The organism is Pseudomonas sp. (assembly GCF_028293835.1).
Classification (GTDB): Bacteria; Pseudomonadota; Gammaproteobacteria; order Pseudomonadales; family Pseudomonadaceae; genus Aquipseudomonas.
Genome location: NZ_JAQGNX010000166.1, coordinates 1 through 20,014, shown reverse-complemented (window position 1 = coordinate 20,014; position 20,014 = coordinate 1). Strand labels below are relative to the sequence as shown.

General features: G+C 57.1%; 15 protein-coding genes and 1 pseudogene. 8 read left to right on the top strand and 8 right to left on the bottom strand.

Features of this window, described 5'->3' with window-relative positions; genetic code table 11:
- Positions 1 to 91, bottom strand: a 91-nt coding sequence (locus JWR17_RS22360) for a hypothetical protein (RefSeq protein ID WP_299834917.1), incomplete at its 3' end; no start/stop codon positions are given.
- Between the two features lie 267 nt (positions 92 to 358).
- On the opposite strand from JWR17_RS22360, the gene JWR17_RS22355 reads away from it, so the two are divergent.
- Positions 359 to 658: a PilZ domain-containing protein gene (locus tag JWR17_RS22355; RefSeq protein ID WP_299834916.1), complete on the top strand. Its 300-nt coding sequence runs from the start codon at positions 359 to 361 to the stop codon at positions 656 to 658.
- A gap of 97 nt (positions 659 to 755) precedes the next feature.
- Here the strand turns inward: JWR17_RS22355 and JWR17_RS22350 are convergent, their stop codons facing one another.
- Entirely contained in the window at positions 756 to 1,457 is a 702-nt protein-coding gene (locus JWR17_RS22350) for a VacJ family lipoprotein (RefSeq protein WP_299834914.1), read from the bottom strand.
- Between the two features lie 200 nt (positions 1,458 to 1,657).
- Here JWR17_RS22350 and JWR17_RS22345 point away from each other — a divergent pair, with 200 nt between their 5' ends.
- Entirely contained in the window at positions 1,658 to 2,317 is a 660-nt protein-coding gene (locus JWR17_RS22345) for an HAD family phosphatase (protein ID WP_299834912.1), read from the top strand.
- 121 nt (positions 2,318 to 2,438) lie between these two features.
- The gene (locus JWR17_RS22340) at positions 2,439 to 2,702 is read left to right on the top strand and encodes a DUF4404 family protein (protein ID WP_299834910.1); all 264 of its coding nucleotides are present in this window, start codon (positions 2,439 to 2,441) and stop codon (positions 2,700 to 2,702) included.
- 55 nt (positions 2,703 to 2,757) lie between these two features.
- Here the strand turns inward: JWR17_RS22340 and queF are convergent, their stop codons facing one another.
- The 4 genes from queF to JWR17_RS22320 all read right to left on the bottom strand — a co-directional run bounded on the left by queF (position 2,758) and on the right by JWR17_RS22320 (position 7,021).
- On the bottom strand, positions 2,758 to 3,588 hold the full coding sequence (gene queF, locus JWR17_RS22335; protein WP_299834909.1) for an NADPH-dependent 7-cyano-7-deazaguanine reductase QueF: 831 nt from the start codon (positions 3,586 to 3,588) through the stop codon (positions 2,758 to 2,760).
- Between the two features lie 183 nt (positions 3,589 to 3,771).
- Positions 3,772 to 5,019, bottom strand: coding sequence for a lipoprotein-releasing ABC transporter permease subunit (locus JWR17_RS22330; protein ID WP_299834908.1), 1,248 nt, complete (start codon positions 5,017 to 5,019; stop codon positions 3,772 to 3,774).
- A 60-nt stretch (positions 5,020 to 5,079) separates the two neighbouring features.
- Positions 5,080 to 5,763: a lipoprotein-releasing ABC transporter ATP-binding protein LolD gene (lolD, locus tag JWR17_RS22325; RefSeq protein WP_299834906.1), complete on the bottom strand. Its 684-nt coding sequence runs from the start codon at positions 5,761 to 5,763 to the stop codon at positions 5,080 to 5,082.
- Positions 5,764 to 5,770: 7 nt separating this feature from the next.
- Positions 5,771 to 7,021, bottom strand: coding sequence for a lipoprotein-releasing ABC transporter permease subunit (locus JWR17_RS22320; protein ID WP_299834904.1), 1,251 nt, complete (start codon positions 7,019 to 7,021; stop codon positions 5,771 to 5,773).
- Between the two features lie 94 nt (positions 7,022 to 7,115).
- Between JWR17_RS22320 and JWR17_RS22315 the strand changes: the two genes are divergently transcribed.
- Positions 7,116 to 7,703 (top strand): PilZ domain-containing protein, encoded by a 588-nt coding sequence (locus tag JWR17_RS22315; protein ID WP_299834902.1) that lies wholly within the window; start codon positions 7,116 to 7,118, stop codon positions 7,701 to 7,703.
- A 147-nt stretch (positions 7,704 to 7,850) separates the two neighbouring features.
- Positions 7,851 to 8,573 (top strand): glycerophosphodiester phosphodiesterase, encoded by a 723-nt coding sequence (locus JWR17_RS22310; RefSeq protein ID WP_299834900.1) that lies wholly within the window; start codon positions 7,851 to 7,853, stop codon positions 8,571 to 8,573.
- Positions 8,574 to 8,615: 42 nt separating this feature from the next.
- On the opposite strand, the gene sthA is transcribed toward JWR17_RS22310, so the two are convergent.
- The gene (sthA, locus tag JWR17_RS22305) at positions 8,616 to 10,010 is read right to left on the bottom strand and encodes a Si-specific NAD(P)(+) transhydrogenase (protein WP_299834898.1); all 1,395 of its coding nucleotides are present in this window, start codon (positions 10,008 to 10,010) and stop codon (positions 8,616 to 8,618) included.
- A 543-nt stretch (positions 10,011 to 10,553) separates the two neighbouring features.
- On the opposite strand from sthA, the gene JWR17_RS22300 reads away from it, so the two are divergent.
- A complete protein-coding gene (locus JWR17_RS22300) occupies positions 10,554 to 11,849 on the top strand; it encodes an MFS transporter (protein ID WP_299834896.1) in 1,296 nt (431 codons plus the stop codon).
- A 153-nt stretch (positions 11,850 to 12,002) separates the two neighbouring features.
- Here JWR17_RS22300 and JWR17_RS22295 read toward each other — a convergent pair whose 3' ends face one another.
- On the bottom strand, positions 12,003 to 13,466 hold the full coding sequence (locus JWR17_RS22295) for a glyceraldehyde-3-phosphate dehydrogenase (protein WP_299834895.1): 1,464 nt from the start codon (positions 13,464 to 13,466) through the stop codon (positions 12,003 to 12,005).
- Between the two features lie 179 nt (positions 13,467 to 13,645).
- Between JWR17_RS22295 and mfd the strand changes: the two genes are divergently transcribed.
- The gene (mfd, locus tag JWR17_RS22290) at positions 13,646 to 17,098 is read left to right on the top strand and encodes a transcription-repair coupling factor (RefSeq protein WP_299834893.1); all 3,453 of its coding nucleotides are present in this window, start codon (positions 13,646 to 13,648) and stop codon (positions 17,096 to 17,098) included.
- Positions 17,099 to 17,227: 129 nt separating this feature from the next.
- Positions 17,228 to 19,966: pseudogene (locus JWR17_RS22285) on the top strand (DEAD/DEAH box helicase).
- The last annotated feature ends 48 nt before the right edge of the window (positions 19,967 to 20,014 follow it).

Sequence of the window (20,014 nt, the reverse complement as noted above, 5' to 3'; positions counted from 1 at the left end):
TGAAGCCACTGTCTTCCAAATAGGCGGCGATGCTCGCTCGCACTACTTCGTCGTCATCGATTATCAGCAGCGTGGCACTGGTTTTCTGCATGTGGGCAAACGGCGCCAGAGTAGGTTGGCGTAGGCGACCCGATGGTACCGGAGCGCTTACTGGATTCGCTTCTAGCCTCTCTAAACTGGCTGCGGCAGACTTTTAGTCCGGTGCTTTGCCATTCAGAGGTGCCCTTCAAGGCGCAGACGGTACTCCCATCCGACGGGCGTTTCAAGCTCATGCCTATGGTCGCTTAGAGTCTTTACATCACAAATCGCAGAGAGTTATAAGAACAGACAAATCAGCAACTGAATCGAAGGACTAACCATGAGCCAAAATGATCGGGACTACGCGGAGAAGAGAGATTACATCCGCATGCGTGTGGATGCTGATATCACCTTGTTGTACGCCGGCCAGATCATCCCCGCAGTGTGCGTCGACCTGTCTGGCTCGGGCATGCAGGTGCAGGCGTCCCGGGCTTTCAAGGTGGGCGACAAGCTAAGTGTACGGATTGATTCCGAACATTCCGCGCTCAAAGGACTGGAAGCCGAAACCGAAGTAGTCTGGTTGGCAGACCTGGAAGAAGGCGGCCAAAAAATCGGCCTCACGATTATTTCGATGAATTGATACTATTTTTTTCACGACTCACGAGGTGAGTTAACACAGCGAATAAGAGCGGAAAATAAAAAGGCGACCCTTAGGTCGCCTTTTTGATCAAAGCCGATTAGAAATCGTCTGTCACCTTGCCGTCTTTCACTTTGAACTCGCGGTTCTGCAAGTAAGCGTTACGGATAAACGTGTATTTGTCACCGTTGATCAGTTTCTCGGCCGACAGCAGGCTGGCTCGAGTATCGACAACATCCAGACCCTCAAGCGAGTTGCGCCATTTGATGTCATTCATGTAGTGATACGGTGAGTCGTAGGTGTCAGGAAACCTGGCAAGGCCATCACGCACGGTGCTTGGGCCAAACAGGGGCAGCATCACGTATGGACCGCTTGAAACGCCCCAGTAACCCAAGGTCTGACCGAAGTCTTCATCGTTGCGCTGCAGGCCCATGCGGGTGCCGACATCAATAAAGCCTGCGACACCGAGCGTGGTATTCAACAGCAGACGCGCCGTGTCGATGCCAGCAGCGTGTGGCTTGGCCTGTAGCACGTCGTTGGCAAAATTGCGCACGTCGCCAATGTTGTTGAAGAAGTTATGGATACCGTCCTCAACGAACTGCGGCGTGATGAACTCATAACCCTGGGCCAATGGCTTCAGCGCGTAGGTATCAAGCGTGTCGTTGAAACGGAAAATAACGCGGTTGACACCTTCCCATGGATCTTCGTCTGCCGCCTGAGCTACCACGGGGACCAGAGCTACACCGGCAATAAAGCACAGCTGAGCCAAGCGATTGATAAAGCCTGCACCAGTCACGGGCATAGCTGACACTCCTGATTAAATAAGGTGGGCTGCTGCCCTGCACGTCAAGGCCGGCAGTATACGGCCTACCGGGGCAATTTTGGCAGCCTTCCTGACACTGATAGTGACAATGCTCACAAACAATGATTGATATAACAATCATCGGTCACGTAACTGTCATAAAGCGTCCGTAGCGTAGGAAATATTTCAGGGACGCCAACATGCCTGCATCAACCGCCCTCCACCTGCCTGTACCCGCCCCAGCCTTTACCGCCCTGCTCTTCGGGCTCAGCGGTTGTCTGGTGGACTTCGGCGCTCGCGCCAGCGCGTCATCACACAGCGATTTGCCGGACACACAGTCCGCTCAGGATGCAATCAATGAGCGCGCCAACGTTACGCCTGGCACGCTGGCAATCCTGCAAACCTTGAGTCATCAGGGTGTGCCCTGTGCTTGGCTGGATGAATTACCCGAAGCGCTGAGCCAACGACTTGCAGAGCCGCTGGGTAGCTGGATTAAACCGGCCGAGCGATCAAGCACCTGCGCTGACTGGCCGGCTCCGGATGCGGTTTGGCAGGCGCTGATGAGCTTGAAGGTGCAGCAACTGGACGGCTGCGTGTTAGTCAGCGGTGATCCACGCCTGCTGCAATCCGGGTTAAATGCCGGAGTGTGGACCATCGGCCTGGCGACCTGCGGGCCGCTTTGTGGTTTGTCACCCAAAGACTGGCAAGCATTGAGCGACGCTGAGCGCGAATACCGACGAGGCCAAGCCACATTGCAACTGTATAGCCTTGGCGTGCATTCAGTGGTCGATCACGTGGGAGAGTTGGCGTCCTGTCTGGCTGATCTCAGCGTGCGCCGCACCAAAGGCGAGAAGCCTTGATCGCGTCTGTTTGATCGAGATCATGCACTTAGGGTTAGAGTGGATTAGTCTTACGTCTATCAAGGACCTTTAGCCAGGTACTGGGGTCCATGCCAGAGACTATTCACTAAGGGAGCACGCTATGCCTGCCCGGGAACTGCAAGAACAACTCAACACCCTGCGCGAGCAACTGGAGAAGAATCCACCGCTCTCCGAATCCGAACGTGCGAATTTGCATGAGCTCATGACGCAAATCGAGGACAGGATCCAACTTGAATCCATCACCCAGGATGCCAGCCTGTCCGACGGCGTTAACCTCGCCGTGGAGCGCTTCGAACTGAAGCACCCGGCGATTGCCGTGACCCTGCGCAATATCGTGCAGACACTTGGCAACATCGGTATCTAAGTTTCGCAGGTTTCATGTGACGTAAAAACCCGTCCTGCTGACGGGTTTTTTCTTTTTACTGGCGCGCCAACCGACGATTCTCGTGGGTCATCGCTTCGGTGCTGCGGTAAGGGTTGATGTCCAACCCGCCCCTGCGTACGTAACGCGCGTAAACCGTCAGCTTTTCAGGCTTGAGCAACCGTTGCAGGTCGAGAAAAATCCGCTCGACGCATTGCTCATGAAAATCCGAATGCTGGCGAAAGCTGACGATGTAAGCCAACAAGCTGGCGTGATCCAGGGCCGAGCCGCGGTATTCCACGGCAACGCTACCCCAGTCGGGTTGACTGGTTACCGGACAATTGGATTTGAGCAGATGGCTGTGCAAGGTTTCTTCGATCACTCGCGAGTCGTCGCAACGCAGTAGCTCAGGGCGCGGCGTTTCGTAACTGTCGACGCTGATGTCTAACCCGTCGATACAAACGCCAGGCAGAGACGCCACACCTTCATTTTCTATTTCCGCCAAGCTGCGAATACGCACGCCCACCGGCTTGCCCGCTGCGGCAGACAAGTCTTTCTCAAGCGTAGCCACCAGCGCCGCATGATCAGCAAACGCGCTTTGGTTCAGCGAATTAAGGTAAAGCTTGAAAGACTTGGATTCGATGATATTCGGCGAGTCCGCCGGGATACTGAATTCACCAATGGCCACGACCGGCTTGCCAGAGGGCAGCAACCAGGACAGCTCGTAGCAGTTCCAGAAGTCGACACCTTGGTACGGCAACGTTTCAGCAGTCAGCCCGAGTTCGGCCCATTTTGCGGCACGGGGAATCGGGAACAGCAAAGAAGGCGTGTACGTGGCTATGTATTCGCTGGACTTGCCCAGCGGCGAATGTTCGGCTGCGGGATGCATAGCGGAGACCTGACAAAATTATGCGGGCAAGTTTATAGGGTTTGCGCGCGGCTTTCAGCCTGGATTGAATTTACGAACCCAGGGACACATCAAAACCCTGCAGGAGCCACTGGTTGGCGAGGCGGTGTATCAGGTGAGTCGCCTCGCCAAAAAGGTAGCCGCTACAGGTTTGCGGTAAACCAGTCACTCATACCGCAAAGCATGCGCAGGCTGGATCTGTGCGGCGCGCCAGGCGGGGTACAAGGTGGCCAAGAAGCTTAAAATGAACCCGGCGCTGCAGATCAGCAGCACATCGCCGCCCTGCAATTGAGACGGCAGGTTGTTGACGAAGTACACGTCCGAACTAAAGATGTGCTGGCCGCTGACCCGCTCCAGCCACCCCACCATCGCGCTGACATTAATCGCAGCGATAACCCCGAGGACCCCGCCAATCAAGGTACCGACGATGCCGATGACTGTGCCCTGAACCATGAAGATGGTCATGATCTGTCCCGGCGTAGCGCCGATGGTGCGCAAGATCGCGATGTCAGCGCCCTTATCGTTCACCACCATGATTAACGTGGCGATAATGTTGAACGCAGCCACGGCAACAATCATCAACAACAGCAGACCAATCATGGTCTTTTCCATTTTCATGGCGCTGAACAGACTGCCCTGGCTATGTGTCCAGTCATCGGCGCGATAGTCGGCACCCAGACCCGCCACAATCGCCGCTGAAACCTGCGGCGCGGTGTACAAATCTTTTAGCGCCAACCGTACACCTTGCACCTGATTTGGCTGCCAGTGCTGAATCTGCGCAGCGTCGGCAGCATTGATAAGCGCCATGGTGCCGTCCAGCTCCGCGCCAACCTTGAAAACGCCCACCACTGTCAGCCGCTGCAAGCGCGGCGTAATACCGCCTGCTGCCGTGGCGTTGGCTTCCGGCACGATCAGCGTCACTTTATCGCCGACGTTCAAACGAAAGCGCCGGGCAGTGATCTCACCGACCACCACACCGAACTCGCCAGCCTTGAGGTCTTCAAGACGGCCCTGCGTGATGTGCTGAGCGACAATCGAGACTTGATGTTCCAGCGCCGGGTCGACGCCACTGATCTGGATCGGTTGCATCGACCCTTTATAAGAGAACATGCCTTCCATTTCGGTGAACGGAACCGCAGCGGTCACTTCGGGATTTTTCATCGCTGCGGCGGCGACCGGTTTCCAGTCGTCCAGCGGCTTCACGCCGGCGATCACTGCATGGGGAACCATGCCGAGAATCCGAGTGCTCATTTCTTGCTGAAAGCCATTCATCACCGACAACACCACGATCATCGCCAGCACGCCCAGGGCGAGGCCTATCATCGAGGTCATGGAAATGAACGAAATAAAATGATTGCGGCGCTTGGCACGGGTGTAGCGCGTGCCAATAAAAATCGATAACGGTCTGAACATTCTCGGAGCACCGTAGATAGTGTGAAAAACCCGACGCCGTTAGCGCATCGGGTTAATGGGTCAGCCTTCGACCAGGCGGCCTTCTTCAAGGCGCAACACCCGATCCATCTGGCTGGCCAGGTTCATGTCGTGGGTCACCACCAAAAACGCCGTGCGCGACGAGGTGCTGAGCTCCAGCATCAGATCCTGAATACCCTGAGCGGTGTGCTGATCGAGGTTGCCGGTGGGCTCGTCGAGCATCACCAGGCCCGGCTGGTTGACCAATGCACGCGCAATGGCCACGCGCTGCCGCTCACCGCCCGACAGCTCCGATGGCTTGTGCGCCAACCGATGCCCAAGCCCAACGCGCTGCAACAATGCCGTAGCACGTTGACGCGCCTCCGGAATCGCCGTACGGCCAATCAACAGCGGCATACAAACGTTTTCCAGCGCAGTAAATTCCGGCAACAGGTGGTGAAACTGATAAACAAAGCCCAGCGACCGGTTGCGCAACAGCCCGCGAGCTTTTTCGCCCAGGGCCGAGAGTTCTTCGCCTGCCAGCCATACACTGCCTTGGGAAGGCGTATCCAAACCACCCAACAAATTGAGCAAGGTACTTTTACCGGAGCCCGAACTGCCAACAATCGCCACGCGCTCCCCCGGGTGCAGCTCCAACTGCAAACCCGACAAAACCACCACGGACTCCGGGCCTTCCTCGTAGGACTTGCCCAGATTGCGGCAACTCAGCACTGCCTTATCACTCATACCCGACTCACTCATAACGTAACGCCTCCGCAGGCTGGGTGCGTGCGGCACGCCAGGCTGGATACAGGGTGGCGAGGAAACTCAACACCAAGGCGGCGCCGCAGACCAGCACCACGTCTTCGGCCATCAACTGCGATGGCAGGTAGTCAATAAAATACACATCCGCACTCAGGAATTTATGCCCGATCAGGCCTTCCAGAGCGGAAACAGCCGCGCTGACGTTAAGTGCGGCGAAGATTCCCACCACCGCGCCGATGAATGTGCCCACGACACCAATCACCGTGCCTTGAACCATGAAAATGCCCATGATTTGCCCAGGCGTGGCGCCCAAAGTCCGCAGGATGGCGATATCGCCCTTCTTGTCGTTAACCACCATCACCAGGGTTGAAATGATGTTGAAGGCCGCGACGGCAACGATCAGCAACAGCAGCAGGCCGATCATGGCTTTTTCCATGCGAATGGCCTGATACAGATTGCCGTGGGTGCGGGTCCAGTCACGCGCATAGAAGTCGTGATCACCGAGTTTCTGGGCAATTTCCCACGCTACCCGTGGCGCCTCGAACAGATCGTCGAACTTAAGTCGCAAACCTTGCACCTGATCCGGTTTCCAGCGGTGCAGGCGCGCCAGGTCGGTGAGATTGGTAAGACCAAGGAAACCGTCCAGCTCACCGGCACCGACGTGGAAAATACCGACCACGGTAAAACGCTTCATTCGCGGGAAAATACCGCCGGGCGTCACGGTGACTTCCGGGGTGACGAACGTCAGCTTGTCACCGATGCCTACCCCGAGACTGGTCGCGGCCTTGTCACCGATCACAATGCCGAAACTATCAGGCGTCAGGTCATCCAGGCGACCTTTCTGCATGAAGTTATCGATGATCGAGACCTTACGCTCCTCAGCGGGATCGATTGCATTGAGCAGAACTTTCTGCACTTTGCCGTTGCTGCTCAGCAGCCCCTGCATTTGGGTAAACGGCGCGACGGCCTGCACCTCGGGGTGCGTCTTGACCTTGTCCGCCAGTGCATGCCAGTCATTGATAGGCTGATCGCCCTCAATAGTGGCATGGGGCACCATGCCGAGGACGCGGGTGCGCATTTCATGATCGAACCCGTTCATCACTGACAACACGACGATCATCACGACCACGCCAAGGGCAAGGCCGATCATCGACGTCAGTGAAATGAAAGAGACAAAATGATTACGACGTTTCGCACGGGTATAACGCGTGCCAATAAATACAAAAAGAGGTCTGAACATTTAGGGGCTTGTTCGGAGGAATTGGGAACGTCCTTGTGGCGAGGCTTAACGAGCAGCTTTACACTCAGACCACCGCCGCTACCATGGGTTCGCCATGTCGACATTAGATGAAGAAGATCGCCGCGAATACTACCGTATCGAGGACACGATCGCACTGGAAATAAACCACCTGTCCGGCCCGGGTTCAGCCCACCAGGCGCCGTCGCAGGAATCTTCCACGCTGTTTAATCTGCTCAGTGAACTGCACGTCAGTGAATTCGAGTCTCAGCATTTATTGCGCCAGCTGGGCGATAAAGACCGCGTATTGAGCAGCTTTCTGAGGGCCTTGAGCAAGCGTATCGACTTGCTTGGCCAAGTCGTTGCGCACACCGCTCTAGGCAAGATTGGCGAGCCCCAGCAGGTCGTCCTGTCCGAAGGCGGCGTGCAATTTCATCATCCCCTGCCCATCCCCGCCGACACCCGATTGTCGATCAAAATGGTGTTGTTGCCCGAGGCATTGGGCTTGATGATGAACGCTAAAGTCACTCATTGCGACGCTCGCGAAATTGGTAATTACGAGATTGGCACCGAGTTTGAGAACCTGTTGGACGCCCAGCGGCAGCTGCTTGCCCGACACATCCTGCAACGACAAGCCCAGCAACGGCGCTTGGCGAAAGAACACAGTGATACGCCGGAACCGTAAAACAGCGGTAGTACTGCGTTGGTTTCGGCCCCTTCGCGAATGAATTCGCTCCCACGCGGGCTGTGTGAAACCTACTGCGGCCGGTGCTAATCCGCCGGCCAGTTATCGCTTTGAATATGAATTGACTGACGCCCACTAGGAGAAAACGTGACGCTTATTTATGGCCATCGCGGCGCCAAAGGCGAAGCACCGGAAAACACCCTGACCAGCTTCAAGGAGTGCCTTAAACACGGCGTTCGTCGTTGCGAATTGGATTTGCACCTGTCCCGCGACGGCGAACTGATGGTCATCCACGACCCGACGCTCAAGCGCACCACGGACCGGCGCGGCAAGGTTGTTGAGCATTCGGCCGCCAATCTGGTGACGTACGACGCGCGCAAAGGCGGTCCGGGCTGGATTCAACCCTGCCCGATCCCGCGCCTGGAAGAATTGTTCGAGCAGTGCGATTTTGAGCACTGGCAGTTGGAAGTCAAAAGCGCTTCGCGCACCCGCGCCGCGTCGACCGTATTGGCGATTCGCGAACTGGCTCAACGGCATGGCTTGCTGGAAAAGGTCACCGTGACCTCCAGCTCCCGAGAAGTGCTGCGAGCAGCGTTGGACCTGACCCCCGACTTGTCCAGGGGGCTGGTCGCCGAATACGCATGGCTGGACCCGCTGAAGGTCGCGCACAATTATGGCTGCAAGCTATTGGCGCTGAACTGGACGTTGTGCACACCTGAGCGCTTACAGAAAGCACAGCGCCAGGGGTTGCACGTGTCGGTGTGGACGGTCAACGAGCCTGCGCTCATGCGCAGGCTCGCCGACTTCGGCGTAGACAGCCTGATTACAGACTTTCCCGGTTTGGCCACTGCCACCCTTGGGAATCACTGAAATCGGTCTCCCCGACCGGCTCAGGCCACCGGCCGGAGCCGCTTAAAAAAGCCGGTTGAGGCCGTCGTAAGCAGCTACCCGGTAGGCCTCAGCCATGGTCGGGTAGTTGAACGTGGTGTTCACGAAGTACTTGATCGAGTTGGCTTCGCCCGGCTGGTTCATGATCGCCTGACCAATGTGCACGATCTCTGAAGCCTGGTCACCGAAGCAATGCACACCCAGCACTTGCAGGGTTTCACGGTGGAACAGAATTTTCAGCATGCCCACTGGCTCGCCGGAAATTTGCGCGCGCGCCATGCCTTTGAAGAACGCCTTGCCCACTTCGTACGGTACTTTAGCCTGGGTCAGCTCGTGTTCGTTCTTACCGATCGAGCTGATCTCCGGAATGGTGTAAATCCCGGTCGGCACGTCGTTGACGAAACGCCAGCTGCCATTGTCGACCACGCTGCCCGCCGCAGAACGGCCCTGGTCGTAGGCGGCACTGGCCAGGCTAGGCCAGCCGATCACGTCGCCCGCAGCAAAGATGGTGGGGATGTTAGTGCGGTAGTTCTCGTCGACTTCAACCTGCCCACGGCCGTTGGGTTTGATCCCGACATTTTCCAGGCCCAGCTTGTCGGTGTTACCGGTACGCCCGTTACACCATAGCAAGGCATCTGCTTTGATCTTCTTGCCGGACTTGAGGTGCAGAATCACACCGTTTTCCAACCCTTCGACTCTTTCATACTCTTCGTTATGGCGAACCATCACGTTGTTGTTGCTGAAGTGATAGCTCAGCGCCTGGGAGATTTCCGAGTCAAGGAAGCTCAGCAATTGCTCACGGTTATCCACCAACTCAACCATTACACCCAGGCCACTGAAGATCGATGCGTATTCGCAACCGATAACCCCGGCACCGTAGATGATTAGTTTGCGCGGGGTATGCCCGAGACTGAGGATGGTGTCGCTGTCGTAGATACGCTTGTGGGAAAAGTCGATATCAGCCGGACGATAAGGGCGCGAGCCGGTAGCGACGATGACCTGACTAGCCACCAACTTTTCCACTGCACCGTTGGAGCAAACCACATCGACCGTGCGCTCGTCGGCAAAACTTCCCGTGCCAAAAAACACATCAACCCGGTTGCGAGCGTAATAGCTGGTGCGCGAGGCGACTTGTTTGGTGATGACCTTCTCAGCGTTTTTCAGAACATCCGGGAACGAAAACCAACGCGGCTCGCCAATCGCCCGGAACATCGGGTTGGTGTTGAACTGGATGATTTGCTTGACCGAGTGACGCAACGCCTTGGACGGGATGGTGCCCAGGTGAGTGCAGTTACCGCCGACCTGCTGACGGCTATCAACCATCGCGACCTTGCGCCCTGATTTCGCGGCATTCATTGCCGCGCCCTCTCCCGCTGGACCTGAACCCAGTACCACTACGTCGTAGTTGTAGACAGCCATGCGTACTCCTTTAGAACGGGCCGAAACGCCACTCTGGCGTCTCTGGCTAAATCACGCCGCGGCCAGCGACGTGAAGGATCAAAACCTGGGGCGCAGTCTAACCAACCGCGGACGCCGCGAACATTAACCCTTGGTCGCGTCGTAGCCTAATGTTGTCTGCACTACATCGCCACATTTTGTCGCTCGCAAAGCCCTGCGTCGGGCAAAAAAATAGTTAGCTTGCTCATTTGTAGTCAAAAAAGCGCGGCCATTATGCGATATCTTTGACCGTTCCGACGTGATCAAGGCCGGTCGAGCGATCTTCAGCAGTGCTAGCCAAGAGCTGGCCAGTGTCTACCTTGCTCTCTGGCTGGCCCCGGACGGGCTGTCGAAAAGCCTGCGCAAAGCCCTGCTGAATCGGACTTAAGGCTACCTTTTTAGTTGTCTTGGCGACTCTTTAAACATATTGTTACATCTACGTGTTGCATGCAGGCAGGAGGCCACAGTGCAACAACGATAATGACAACGGATTCCCAGATACATAGCCTAAGTGAGTAATAAGAAATGGCCTCGAATACGGGCAAGGGCAAGGCGATATTTCGCGTTGTCAGCGGCAACTTTCTGGAAATGTTCGACTTCATGGTCTATGGCTTTTACGCCACGGCCATTGCCAAGACCTTTTTCCCTACCGACAGTGCTTTCGCTTCGCTGATGCTGTCGCTGGCGACCTTCGGTGCCGGCTTCTTGATGCGTCCGCTGGGTGCAATCTTTCTCGGCGCGTACATTGACCGTCACGGTCGACGCAAAGGTCTGATCATTACATTGGCGATGATGGCCATGGGCACGGTGCTGATAGCCTGCGTGCCTGGTTACGCGACGATGGGAGTTGCGGCGCCGTTACTGGTGTTGGTGGGACGTCTGCTGCAAGGCTTCTCTGCTGGCGTGGAATTGGGCGGTGTCTCGGTTTACCTTGCAGAAATTTCCACACCCGGCCGTAAAGGCTTTTTTGTTAGCTGGCAATCGGCTAGCCAACAGGCTGCCGTGGTATTCGCCGCCTTGCTCGGTGTTGCTCTTAACCATTGGCTCAGCCCGGAACAAATGGGTGATTGGGGCTGGCGCGTGCCGTTCCTGATCGGTTGCATGATTGTTCCTGCCATCTTCCTGATTCGTCGTTCACTGGAAGAAACGCCTGAGTTCCAGGCACGCAAACATCGTCCGTCGTTGGGCGAAGTCATGCGCTCCATCGGCCAGAACTTCGGTCTGGTCCTGGGCGGTACGGCGTTGGTCGTCATGACCACTGTGTCTTTCTACCTGATCACTGCTTACACCCCGACGTTTGGTAAAAACGAGCTGCATCTGTCAGACCTCGATAGCTTGTTGGTAGCGGTCTGTGTCGGTATCTCTAACTTTATCTGGCTGCCCGTAATGGGTTCGCTGTCTGATCGCATCGGCCGTAAGCCGCTGCTGCTGGCTGCGACCATCCTCGCCCTGGTAACGGCTTACCCTGCACTGTCATGGCTGGTGGCCCACCCAAGCTTCGAAAACTTGCTGATCGTTGAGCTGTGGTTGTCGTTCCTGTACGGCTCGTACAACGGCGCGATGGTTGTTGCGCTGACCGAAATCATGCCTGTCGATGTACGGACAACCGGCTTCTCGTTGGCCTACAGTCTGGCAACCGCAACCTTCGGTGGCTTCACACCACTGGCGTGTACCTACCTGATCCACGCACTGGACAACAAAGCAGCGCCAGGCATCTGGCTCAGCGGCGCGGCCCTTCTGGGTCTGGTCGCAACGCTGGTGCTGTTCCGCAAAGGCAAAAACCGTCTGGAAGCGCCTCAAGCAGTTCCTGCTAACGGCTGATAGCTGTTGGTAAATGTGGTGATGAACATGCCCTGACTCGTCGGGGCATTTTTTTGTCTGGAATTTGGTACTGACCGCTTAAACATCAAATGAAGACCGAACAGCAGACAAAAAAATGCCCCGATTCGTCGGGGCATTTTTATCGCAAATTACCTAGCGTGGAAACGTTGGCGGGTTAACGCCGGCGATGTCTTCCATTACGCGAACTACCTGACAGCTGTAACCGAATTCGTTGTCGTACCATACGTACAGAACAACGCGGTTGTCGTTGCAGATCGTGGCTTCGGCATCGACCACGCCGGCATGACGCGAGCCAACGAAGTCGGTAGACACCACTTCCTGGGAGTGAACGAAGTCGATCTGCTTATGCAGGTCCGAGTGCATTGCCATGTAGCGCAGGTACTCGTTGATTTCATCCCGGGTAGTTGGCTTCTCAAGGGTCAGGTTGAGAATCGCCATGGACACGTTAGGCGTCGGTACGCGGATGGCGTTGCCGGTGAGTTTGCCAGCCAGCTCAGGCAGTGCCTTGGCAGCGGCTGTGGCAGCGCCTGTTTCAGTGATGACCATGTTCAGCGCGGCGCTACGGCCACGACGATCACCCTTGTGGAAGTTGTCGATCAGGTTCTGGTCGTTGGTGTACGAGTGAACCGTTTCAACGTGACCGTTCACAATGCCGAACTTGTCATTGACCGCTTTGAGGACCGGCACGATGGCGTTTGTGGTGCAAGAAGCCGCCGAGACGATCAAGTCGTCCGGGGTGATCTGATCATGGTTGATGCCATGCACGATGTTTTTAAGCTTGCCTTTGCCCGGCGCGGTCAACACAACGCGGGCAATACCCGGGCAGGTCAAATGCTGGCCCAGACCCTCGGCGTCACGCCATACACCGGTGTTGTCCACCAGCAAGGCGTTTTTGATGCCGTACTGGGTGTAATCCACGTCAGTAGGGTTCTTCGCGTAGATCACCTGAATCAGGTTGCCGTTGGCGGTGATGGTGCTGTCGGCTTCATTAATAGTAATGGTGCCATCGAACGGACCATGGACCGAGTCGCGACGCAGCAGGCTGGCACGCTTGAGCAGATCATTCTCGGCGCCTTTGCGCACGACAATGGCCCGCAGACGCAAGCCATCGCCGCCGCCTGTTTTTTCAATCATGATCCGCGCCAACAGGCGACCGATCCGGCCGAAACCGTACAACACGACATCAGTGCCTTTGCCTGAAGTCGCGCTCTGTTGGCCCACTACGTCGGCCAATTCATCACGTACGAACTGCTCGGCGCTGCGACCGTTGCCTTCGGCCTTGTATTTCACGGCCAGCTTACCCAGGTCCACCGAAGCGGCACCGAGTTTAAGCTCGCTCATGGCTTTAAGAAGCGGGAATGTCTCGTGCACGGACAACTCAACGCCATCCGCTTGACGGTGACGAGCAAAACGATGTGCTTTAAGAATTGCGATGACTGAACGGTTGATCAGGCTGCGGCCATAGATCGAGCTCACCACGTTATTATTGCGGTAAAGCTGACCGATGAGAGGGATCATCGCCTCGGCGAGGGCCTCACGATCGATCCATTCACCAAGACACTGGTCGGGCTTCTGAGTCACGGTAACCTTCCACATGTAGGGGCTGACAAAAGGGACTACATTATGCCGCCGCCTTTGTTTATGAGCAATGCGTGACAGTGAGATCACACGGCACTACATAAATTCCATCGAGGTAAAACGCTGAAAACTGACAGCACACACATTCGTTCGCTACAATCGCCGCCCCTGTCGCAACGCTTGGAGCTCAACCTTCCGTGCCCGTTCTGCGTCTACCGATACTCCCTGCTGCGGCAGGTAAACAACACTGGGGCAATTTGCCCGGTGCTGCCCTCAGCCTCGCGATTGCCGAGGCTGCCAGCGCTGCAAAGCGTTTTACCCTGCTGCTGACCGCTGACAGCCAAAGCGCCGAGCGTCTTGAACAAGAGCTCAGCTTCTTTGCGCCTGATTTACCGGTTCTGCATTTTCCTGACTGGGAAACCCTGCCGTACGATCTTTTTTCGCCGCACCAGGACATCATTTCCCAGCGTATCGCCAGCCTTTACCGGCTGCCTGAACTGGCCCACGGCGTGCTGGTGGTGCCGATCACCACGGCCCTGCACCGACTGGCGCCGACCAAGTTTCTATTGGGCAGCAGCCTGGTGCTGGACATCGGCCAAAAGCTCGACGTCGACCAAATGCGTACGCGGCTTGAAGCCAGCGGCTATCGCTGCGTTGATACGGTATACGAGCACGGTGAATTCGCGGTGCGCGGCGCCCTGATTGATCTGTTTCCGATGGGCAGCAAACTGCCGTACCGGATCGACCTGTTCGACGACGAAATCGAAACCCTGCGCACCTTTGACCCGGAGAATCAGCGCTCAATCGACAAAGTACAGTCGGTTCGCCTGCTGCCGGCCCGTGAATTCCCGCTGCAAAAAGATGCCGTCACCCGCTTCAAGGCGCGATTCCGGGAGCGTTTCGATGTGGACTTCCGCAAGTGCCCGATCTTTCAGGATCTGAGCAGCGGGATTACCCCAGCCGGGATCGAGTACTACCTGCCGCTGTTCTTTGATGAAACCTCGACCCTGTTCGATTACCTGCCCCAGGACACCCAGGTGTTCTCACTTCCCGGTATCGAGCAAGCGGCCGAGAACTTCTGGAGCGACGTTCGTAACCGCTATGAAGAGCGCAAGGTCGACCCTGAGCGGCCTTTACTGCCTCCAAGTGAGTTGTTTCTTCCGGTAGAAGAGTGCTTCGCCCGCCTGAAAAGCTGGCCTCGAGTGGTTGCCAGCCAACAAGACGTGGAAACCGGCGTTGGTCGCGAACGGTTCCCGGTATTGCCGTTGCCGGACCTGGCGATTGAATCAAAAGCCACGCAACCGCTGGCCGCATTGTCAAAATTCCTTGAAGAGTTTCCCGGCCGCGTGTTGTTCACCGCCGAGTCCGCCGGGCGCCGTGAAGTCCTGCTCGAACTGCTGGAACGGTTGAAACTGCGTCCGAAAACCGTCGACGGCTGGACGGATTTCGTCGAGGGCAAAGAACGCCTGTCGATCACCATCGGGCCGCTCGACGAAGGCCTCGTACTGGAACAACCGGCCCTGGCACTGATCGCCGAAAGCCCGCTGTTCGGCCAACGTGTAATGCAGCGTCGACGTCGGGAGAAACGCACCGACGGCGGCAACAACGACGCCGTGATCAAAAACCTCACCGAACTGCGCGAAGGCGCGCCCGTGGTGCATATCGACCACGGCGTGGGGCGCTATTTGGGCCTGGCCACCCTGGAAGTCGAGAATCAGGTGGCTGAATTTCTGATGCTCGCGTATGCCGAAGAAGCCAAGCTCTATGTGCCGGTGGCCAACCTGCATTTGATCGCGCGCTACACCGGCAGCGATGACGCCTTGGCGCCATTGCATCGACTGGGCTCGGAAACCTGGCAGAAAGCCAAGCGAAAAGCCGCCGAACAAGTACGTGATGTCGCCGCTGAGTTGCTCGACATCTACGCCCGCCGCGCCGCCCGTGAAGGTTATGCCTTCGCCGACCCGAAAGCCGATTACGAGACATTCAGCGCTGGGTTCCCGTTCGAAGAAACCCCGGATCAGCAGACCACCATCGACGCGGTGCGCGCCGACATGCTTGCGCCTAAGCCCATGGACCGCTTGGTGTGCGGCGACGTGGGCTTCGGCAAGACCGAAGTGGCCATGCGCGCAGCCTTCATTGCTGTGCACGGTGGCCGCCAGGTGGCGATTCTGGTGCCGACCACGCTGCTCGCTCAGCAACATTACAACAGCTTCCGCGACCGCTTCGCCGATTGGCCGGTGAGCGTGGAGGTGATGAGCCGCTTCAAGTCGACCAAGGAAATCAACGCCGCTGTAGCCGACTTGGCCGAGGGCAAGATCGACATCGTGATTGGCACCCACAAGCTGCTGCAAGACGACGTCAAGATCAAAAACCTGGGACTGGTAATCATCGACGAAGAGCACCGTTTCGGGGTGCGCCAGAAAGAACAGCTCAAGGCACTGCGCAGCGAGGTCGACATCCTGACCCTGACTGCCACGCCGATTCCGCGCACGCTGAATATGGCTGTATCGGGAATGCGCGACTTGTCGATCATCGCTACACCTCCGGCACGTCGCTTGTCAGTGCGTACCTTCGTCATGGAAAACAACAAAAGTACGGTCAAGGAAGCCCTGCTGCGTGAATTGCTGCGCGGCGGCCAGGTTTACTACCTGCACAACGACGTCAAAACCATCGAGAAATGCGCCGCTGACCTGGCTGAACTGGTGCCGGAAGCGCGCATCGGCATTGGTCACGGGCAGATGCGTGAACGTGATCTCGAACAAGTGATGAGCGACTTCTACCACAAGCGCTTCAACGTGCTAATCGCCTCGACCATCATTGAGACCGGCATCGACGTGCCGAGCGCCAACACCATCATCATCGAGCGGGCTGATAAATTCGGTCTGGCGCAACTGCACCAGCTGCGCGGTCGGGTGGGGCGCAGTCACCACCAGGCGTATGCCTATCTGCTGACGCCGCCTCGGGCGCAAATCACCCCGGACGCCGAGAAGCGTCTGGAAGCGATTGCTAACACCCAGGACCTCGGCGCGGGCTTTGTGCTTGCTACCAACGACCTGGAAATCCGTGGCGCCGGCGAACTACTGGGCGACGGTCAGAGCGGGCAGATTCAGGCCGTGGGCTTTACCCTGTACATGGAAATGCTCGAACGTGCGGTCAAGGCCATTCGCAAGGGCGAGCAACCGAACCTCGACCAGCCCCTGGGCGGCGGTCCGGAAATCAACTTGCGCTTGCCCGCCTTGATTCCCGAAGCCTATTTACCGGACGTGCATACGCGCCTGATTTTGTACAAGCGCATCGCCAACGCCGCCGACGAAGACGGACTCAAGGACTTGCAGGTGGAAATGATCGACCGCTTTGGCTTGCTGCCCGAGCCGACCAAGAACCTGGTGCGCCTGACGTTGCTCAAGTTGCAAGCCGAGCAGTTGGGTATCAAGAAAGTCGACGCAGGGCCGCAAGGTGGGCGCATCGAATTCAGCGCCAGCACCCAGGTCGATCCACTGGTACTGATCAAGCTGATTCAGGGTCAGCCGAACCGGTACAAGTTCGAAGGCGCCACGCTGTTCAAGTTCATGGTGCCCATGGAGCGCCCGGAAGAACGCTTCAATACCCTGGAAGCTTTATTTGAGCGCCTTGCGCCAAAAAAAGCCTGAATGCATAAAAGCCCTCCACATGCACCGCGCGCCCGGCCATACTGGTCGACGTTTATCACAAAGCACTCAAGGAGCGCACCGCGCTCCTTGCCTTTTGAGCACCGCTGCGGCGTAGGGCTGTAATGAACTGTGTCGTCAATTCTTGAACGAGTTTTAGCCTCTTCGTGGGCAGATGGTTTCAAAGCTCAGAGCCTTGAGCGAGGGCGCGACTATGCCCGGCAACAACGCATCATGTTGCACCACCTGAGCGCGGAGTTGGTCCAGACGCTGTGCCGAGGCTCAAGCCTGGAAATCTACACCCAGACGCTCAAGCTCAAAGACCCGGAAAAGTACAGCCAGTTCGTGGTCGCCAAATGCACCTGTCCCGTGCGCAACAACTGTAAACATTGCGCTGCCGCCTTGTTCTTCCTGCAAGCCCCGGAAAATCAGCCGTCGATCCTCGCCGCCCTGGATGTTCCCGAGCCCACGCCGGTGCCTGCTCCCGCCATTGAACACAAACCGTCCCTGCCGGAACGCGTAGTCGATTACTTCCCGCTACCGCGCCTGGCACTCGCCAGCGTCGAATACAGCGCTTACGAACCGCGCAATGGCCGGATGCAACGGCACCTCAAGCACCGGGACGCCCTGGCGTTGAAATATGGGCCGTAATATGCCACCGGTAACCCCGACGACCTGGTGTTTCACGACCCAACCGAGACCCTGCGTATCCATCGCTATGTCGATGAGGAAAAACGCTGTTACGAGGAAATGCAGGAGCTCGGTTTCAAACTGGCGACCCGTCAAAGCAAGGCCATGCCCGACAGCGCCGGGGACATGTTCGAACTGCCCAACGATAAAGCCTGGTTGCAGTTCATCACTCACAAACTGCCAGGGCTGCGCGAACGGGGCTGGGAGATCGATATCTATGACGATTTCACCTTCGACGTCACACCGGTGGAAGACTGGTATGCGGTCATCCAAGAACAGTCGGAAAACGACTGGTTCGACCTGGAGCTGGGGATTATCGTCAATGGCGAACGCCTGAGCCTGTTGCCGATTCTGATCAATCTGCTGCGCAGTCATCCCGAATTGATGAGCGCCAGCGGAATCGCCAAGCGTCGCGACGATGAACAACTGCTGGTACAGCTCAATCACTTCACGCAAAAAGGCGGCGAACCGATTCAGGTAGCCCTGCCTTATGGCCGGCTGAAACCGGTATTGGCCACATTGGGCGATTTTTATTGGCGCGACGACGGCAACAACGCCCTGCGCCTGAACACCGCTGACGCCATGCGTCTGACCGAGCTGGAGGGCCTGCCTCTGATTTGGGAAGGTGGCGAGCGGCTGCGTCGGTTTGCCGATCGGCTGGCCGATATCAAGAACTTCTCAGTCAGTGTCCCTGAACGGTTGAACGCGACATTGCGTCCTTATCAGCTTGAAGGTTTAAGCTGGATGCAATCCCTGCGCGAGCTTGAAGTCGGCGGCATTCTTGCGGATGACATGGGCCTGGGTAAAACCCTGCAAACCCTGGCGCATCTGCTGGTAGAAAAACAGGCGGGTCGCATGGACCGCCCTTCCCTCGCAGTGATGCCTACCAGCCTGATACCGAACTGGATGGACGAAGCCGAACGCTTCACCCCTGACTTGAAAGTCCTGGCGCTGTACGGTGCAGGTAGAAAACGCGACTTCGCAAGCCTGCAAGATTACGACCTGATATTGACCACGTACGCGTTACTGCCGCGGGATGTGGAGCTTTTGGCCCTGCAACCGTTGCACGTGCTGATTCTCGACGAAGCCCAGTACATCAAGAACCCTGGCAGCAAGGCCGCTGACGCCGCGCGCAGCCTGAATGCACGGCAACGCCTGTGCCTGAGCGGCACTCCGCTGGAAAATCACTTGGGCGAGCTCTGGTCGTTGTTTCACTTTTTGATGCCGGGCTGGCTGGGCGACAGCAAACATTTCAACAGCAATTACCGCAAAGCCATTGAGAAAGACGGCAGCGAGGAGCGCTTGCAGCACCTGAACGCGCGAATCAAGCCGTTCCTGCTGCGCCGCACCAAAGAACAAGTCGCCACCGAATTGCCACCGAAAACCGAGATCGTGCATTGGGTCGAGCTTAACGACACCCAGCGCGACGTGTACGAAACCGTGCGTCTGGCCATGGACAAGAAGGTCCGCGACGAAATCACCCGCAAGGGCGTCGCCCGTAGCCAGATCATCATTCTAGAAGCGCTGCTCAAGTTGCGTCAGGTGTGCTGTGACTTGCGTCTGGTCAACAGCGAGCCCACTACCGGACGGCACGGCAGTTCGGCCAAGCTGAACAGCCTGATGGAGATGTTTGAGGAGTTGCTGGCCGAGGGCCGGAAGATTTTGTTGTTCTCGCAGTTCACCTCAATGCTGGCGCTGATCGAGGCCGAGCTGAAACAGCGTGGCATCGAATATGCGCTGCTCACCGGCCAAACCCGCGACCGACGCACGCCGGTGCAGGATTTCCAGAGTGGCAAGGTGCCGGTGTTTTTGATCAGCCTCAAAGCCGGCGGTACCGGCCTGAACCTGACGGCTGCCGACACCGTGATTCATTACGATCCATGGTGGAACCCGGCGGCGGAAAACCAGGCCACCGACCGTGCGTACCGTATTGGTCAGGACAAGCCGGTGTTCGTCTACAAAATGATCGCCCGCGGCACGGTTGAAGAGAAAATCCAGCGCCTGCAGCAAGAAAAGGCAGCCCTGGCCTCCGGCGTACTGGATGGTCGCACCGCAGGCGACTGGAAGCTGGAAAGCGAAGACATCAGAGCCCTGTTCGCGCCGCTCCCGCTGGCATCGCCGTCATCGAAGTTGGGCAAACCCCATTGTATCTGTCTTGGAGGTCCGATTAAACACCTGTAGTGGTTCAATGCTTCCTTTAGATAGCAGTCAGCAGCCGAGCCAAGGTCG

Coding starts and splice junctions, on each gene's coding strand:
- JWR17_RS22315 (WP_299834902.1), top strand. CDS start 7,116: ATGTCGACATTAGATGAAGAAGATCGCCGCGAATACTACCGTATCGAG.
- JWR17_RS22345 (WP_299834912.1), top strand. CDS start 1,658: ATGCCTGCATCAACCGCCCTCCACCTGCCTGTACCCGCCCCAGCCTTT.
- JWR17_RS22295 (WP_299834895.1), bottom strand. CDS start 13,466: ATGTGGAAGGTTACCGTGACTCAGAAGCCCGACCAGTGTCTTGGTGAA.
- JWR17_RS22350 (WP_299834914.1), bottom strand. CDS start 1,457: ATGCCCGTGACTGGTGCAGGCTTTATCAATCGCTTGGCTCAGCTGTGC.
- JWR17_RS22300 (WP_299834896.1), top strand. CDS start 10,554: ATGGCCTCGAATACGGGCAAGGGCAAGGCGATATTTCGCGTTGTCAGC.
- queF (WP_299834909.1), bottom strand. CDS start 3,588: ATGCATCCCGCAGCCGAACATTCGCCGCTGGGCAAGTCCAGCGAATAC.
- JWR17_RS22355 (WP_299834916.1), top strand. CDS start 359: ATGAGCCAAAATGATCGGGACTACGCGGAGAAGAGAGATTACATCCGC.
- JWR17_RS22330 (WP_299834908.1), bottom strand. CDS start 5,019: ATGTTCAGACCGTTATCGATTTTTATTGGCACGCGCTACACCCGTGCC.
- JWR17_RS22320 (WP_299834904.1), bottom strand. CDS start 7,021: ATGTTCAGACCTCTTTTTGTATTTATTGGCACGCGTTATACCCGTGCG.
- lolD (WP_299834906.1), bottom strand. CDS start 5,763: ATGAGTGATAAGGCAGTGCTGAGTTGCCGCAATCTGGGCAAGTCCTAC.
- sthA (WP_299834898.1), bottom strand. CDS start 10,010: ATGGCTGTCTACAACTACGACGTAGTGGTACTGGGTTCAGGTCCAGCG.
- JWR17_RS22340 (WP_299834910.1), top strand. CDS start 2,439: ATGCCTGCCCGGGAACTGCAAGAACAACTCAACACCCTGCGCGAGCAA.